Origin of the sequence: Arthrobacter agilis (assembly GCF_006494655.1) — a bacterium.
Taxonomy (GTDB): Bacteria; Actinomycetota; Actinomycetes; order Actinomycetales; family Micrococcaceae; genus Arthrobacter_D; species Arthrobacter_D agilis.
Genome location: NZ_VHIM01000019.1, coordinates 1 through 2,887 on the forward strand (window position 1 = coordinate 1; position 2,887 = coordinate 2,887).

A 2,887-nucleotide genomic window follows, 5' to 3' on the forward strand; every position below is an offset into this window, starting at 1 on the left:
ACGGACGGCTCGAGCACCTCCGCGGATCAGCCCTCGGCTTCCGAAACCTCACCCACTACATCGCCCGCAGCCTCCTCGAATCAGGCGGCTTCAGACCCCAACTGCACTCTTATTTACGATGAGCCGGCTAAGTGGGCGCTTCAAGGCCCAAAAGAGAGCTAGATGGCCCCGAAGGCGGCGATTTCCACTCATTTTGGCCTGGCGTGGAGTGCCGGGGGTAAATATCTCGCAATGCTGAGGATGCGAGGGGCGGCACTGGGGGAAGGGCTAACCCGCCACCCCTCCTGATACACGTTGCCGGACCGCTCTGGCGGAGCTGTACCGTCGCTCCGTCAGCTACGCAGGTAGAGGCTCAGCGGCCCTGTCATACCCTCGCGTTACTCAGCGATGGCCTTCCCCACAGCACCCTGAAAACGTGCGTATCTCGTATTGGTTTACCACTGTCGCGTAGTCTTCAGCGGCCCGAGATCCTTTGGTGGTTGTGGTGGTGTGCCGCGTGGTGCAAGCCTCGCACCTTTACGCCTATTACAGGTTCGACACGTGTCCGCGCGCAGGTTCTCTATGGCGTCCTGTCCCCCGCGTGACACAGGAAGTATGTGGTCCACCTCTGCACTATTGGGCAGTCGGCCTCGCCGGTAGTTCAACTCCACGCCGCAGAACCGGCAGTTGTTCAGCCCGCCCCGTAAGGCAAGGTACTTTGCCTGCTGAGCCAGCTTCAGCCATTGGCTAGTTCCTGTCCTGCTGGTAGCCATTAGCTTGCACATCCTGTGAAGTTCACACCCGACGCCGAGCACAGCGCAAGCTCGGTGAGGTCTGCGCAGCGCGAGCACGTTACGACTCCATCAGCCGTCGAGACAGCACTGTTGGGGAGGTTGCCGCGCTGATAGTTCAGCGGGACGCTGCAGCTTGGGCATTGGGCCAGCCCACCGCGCTCAGCGGCACCCACTGCTCGAGCCGCCGCCTGCCAAGTAGTCCTAGCCACAAGCATTCCTCTCGGAGATGAGATGGGGGGCCCGCCGCTGGAGACGACGGGCCTTGTCAGGGCGATCAGACGAAGCTGAGCTTCACGACGGTGGAGGATCGCGGAAACCCAAAACCGATACGGGCGGTTGCCCGGATGGCGACGCGATCGCTCGAGAAAAAGGCATCCTCGCTGACGGCGATCTCGACGTCCTCACGCAGGACCGTGATCGCTGTGGAAGAGTCCAGACCCCACGCGGTGCCGGTGGGCACCTTGGCATCCACGAAGACCGGGCGGCCCTGAAGCACGCGCGGATCGTTGGTCAGCGCTTGATTCGATCCTGTCGCGGTCTTCAGGACGGCGACGGCGAGCGCATCGACTGGCGAGAGCACCCAACCCGTGATGTTGGCACCCTCACCCTCGGCCGCTGCGACGGCTTCAGCGAAAGCGTCGAGGTTCGTCAGGTCGCCCGCGACGGTCGCGGTGTCCGTCAGGGATGCCAGGCCCTTAGGCGCGGGACTGGCGAGGTTGCCCAGCCACGCAGCGTTCACCTGCGCGATGATCGAGCGGGCCAGCCCGTCCCCCACGATGCGCTGCGCGTCGGGGCTGGAGTCGCGGGCGAGCTCGCGGGAGATGATAGTCAGGCCGGCGACCTTGGCGGGCGTAATCGGCAGCTCTCCGAGCACCGGATCGTCAGGCGAGATCTCGGCACCCTCGGCAACCCAGGAAGCGCCGGCGTCCTCTTCGACGATCGGAATGTTGAGGGTCGATGCCCCGGTGGTGACCGCCGTTGCAAGGGCGAGCTGGAAGGCAAGCGCCTGCTCGGTGATCGGCTTGGTGATGAGTTCGGAATACTCCGGGGGCAGGATGCCACCAGCGGCAGCGGAAAGAAGAGTCATGAGAGTGTGCCCTTTCAAGGACGGGAGATGAATGTCTGTCCTAGGGAGGTCCTGCCTCTACCTAGATGCCCGTCCAGGGGCTGCGTGGCGCTAAGACGGCCGCAGGCCGATATCTCATCGCTGGGATAACTATACCGGCCTGCAGTCGCTTTCAGCTACTTCCGAGCGCGCAGCGCGTCACCCCAGCTAGGCCCAGCGGGACCACCCCCGCTTCGCTGCCCCTGCTCTCGCACAGGATCAGGGCCAAAGTGGACACCGAGCGTTGAATGGGTCTCACGGACAGCCGAGGTCAGGGCGGCGCTGTCCAGCTCTCCTGCCTCGCTGAAGAACTCGCTTGCCGCCCGCCCGGTGGACCAGAGGGCGTCAGCAGTCAGGGTGCTGCCCTGAGGCATGTTGCCCGCCACGAGTTGCCGCTGCAGGGAGTCCACGCTTGCCGCCAGGCTGTCCCGCTCGGCCTCTGTCTCACGCAGCTTGCGCCGGTAGTTCGCGGCCTCCCGGCCGGCCTTGCTCTTGCCGTCGTCGGGAGCCTCTACGGGCTCCGGAGCGTCGGCCTGGACGTCCTCGGTTGCCAGCGGCTCGGTGGTAGCGTCGTCGGTCGCCTGATTGGCTTTGGTGGTCTGTGAAGTGCTCATGATGCGGCGTCCTTCTGGTCGGTCCTCGAGTGTGCAATGCGGGAGCGGAGCTGGTCCCGCTCGGTCGAATACCGCTTGGCCCGGTACTCCCACAGCTCTGCCTTATCGCGCATCTCGCGCAGCTCCTGCCTCAGCCTGCGCACGTCCCGCGCCGCTGCCTTGTGCGCGGCACGCTCTGCCTGCAGGGCGGCAAGGCCCTTCTCTTCCAACACTTCCTCGCTCATAGCTCTTGCTCGCTTGTCTCTTGGATGGAATCAGGTGCGGATATCCGGCTCTTCTTACTTGAGGTGGGAGTGGCTGAGTCCGCCGCCGATGAGGAGCATGCGTAGGCGGTAGTTGTCTCGGTTGCGGAATCCTCGGGCGACGCGGCGGTGGAGTTCGATGAGTCCGTTCAC

Annotated in this window: 4 protein-coding genes; all 4 read right to left on the reverse strand. The window is 64.4% G+C overall.

Translation table 11 applies throughout. From position 1 onward, the window contains the following. Positions 1-434 precede the first annotated feature (434 nt). Positions 435-764: an HNH endonuclease signature motif containing protein gene (locus tag FJV46_RS15005; protein WP_306298266.1), complete on the reverse strand. Its 330-nt coding sequence runs from the start codon at positions 762-764 to the stop codon at positions 435-437. Between the two features lie 283 nt (positions 765-1,047). Then, on the reverse strand, positions 1,048-1,860 hold the full coding sequence (locus tag FJV46_RS15010; protein WP_087025260.1) for a phage major capsid protein: 813 nt from the start codon (positions 1,858-1,860) through the stop codon (positions 1,048-1,050). Positions 1,861-2,015: 155 nt separating this feature from the next. Further along, positions 2,016-2,492, reverse strand: a complete 477-nt coding sequence (locus FJV46_RS15015) for a hypothetical protein (RefSeq protein WP_087025263.1) — start codon at positions 2,490-2,492, stop codon at positions 2,016-2,018. Continuing rightward, the gene (locus tag FJV46_RS15020) at positions 2,489-2,716 is read right to left on the reverse strand and encodes a hypothetical protein (RefSeq protein ID WP_087025266.1); all 228 of its coding nucleotides are present in this window, start codon (positions 2,714-2,716) and stop codon (positions 2,489-2,491) included. The genes FJV46_RS15015 and FJV46_RS15020 overlap by 4 nt, the downstream gene beginning before the upstream one ends. Positions 2,717-2,887 lie beyond the last annotated feature (171 nt).